Annotated in this window: 1 pseudogene; it reads left to right on the forward strand. The window is 71.2% G+C overall.

Annotated elements, in window-relative coordinates:
* Positions 1-157: 157 nt before the first annotated feature.
* Positions 158-968, forward strand: a pseudogene (locus tag IE271_RS41075) (transposase family protein).
* The last annotated feature ends 13 nt before the right edge of the window (positions 969-981 follow it).

The raw sequence follows: 981 nt of genomic DNA on the forward strand, positions 1-981 counted from the left end.
TGACGTTTTCTCAGCGAAATGGCCGGCGTGGGCTGCCGTGAGTCACCCGCTGGCCAAGCGGGCGGGGGACGTCGAGCCCGCTCGTGGACAGACGTGAAGCCCCTGGCAGGACAGGTCTCACCACAAGATCATGTCCGTAACCACCAGAGGCTTCCCGTTGATCACCTGTCCTGCCACGCTCGACGTGCCCCGCCGCGTGGCGGACCGCCTCGCCCGGCTGCCGGCCGCGCACCGGCGGCGCATCGGCACTCCGCGCGGAAGCCGGAAGCTCGGCCCGTTCCGTCAGGCCGTGCCGGTGCTGCGCTGGCTTTCGTCAGCGCAGCTGCGTGCACTGCCCGGCCCGCGATGCCGGCGTCTCCCGGGCCACCGGCCACCGCTACCTGCACGAGGGCATCGACGTCCTGGCCGAGCAGGCCCCCGACCTGCACCAGGTCCTGCAGCACTGCCGACGTGAGGGCATGAGTCATGTCCTCCTCGACGGCACCCTCATCCGCTCCGACCGTGTCGCCGGGGTGCGCGACAATGGCAACGACGTATGGTGCAGCCAGAAGCACAACACCTTCGGCACCAACGTGCAGTTCCTGTCCGCCCCGGACGGCACCCCGCTGTGGGTGTCCGAGGCCGAACCGGGCTCGACCCCCGACATCACCGCCGCCCGCCTCCATGTCCTGTCCGCGCTCCACCAGGCCGCGGCCCACGGGCTGCCGACCCTGGCGGACCAGGGGTACACCGGTGCCGGCATCGACATCCACGCGCCCACCCGACGCCCCAGGGGCCAGTCCGAAAAGGCCCTGCACACCGACACCCGCACCAGGAACCAGCTGATCCGGGGCATCCGCGCCCTCGGCGAACGCGCCGCCGCCGAACTCGAGCAACGCCGGCGCGCCCCGCAGCACGTCACCCTCAGCCCGCGCCGGATCGGCGACATCGCCCGCGCCGCCCTCGTCCTCAACGGAATCTGGAAATGATCACCGTTGAGAA

This window comes from Streptomyces minutiscleroticus (assembly GCF_014650875.1).
In the GTDB taxonomy this organism is placed as follows: Bacteria; Actinomycetota; Actinomycetes; order Streptomycetales; family Streptomycetaceae; genus Streptomyces; species Streptomyces minutiscleroticus.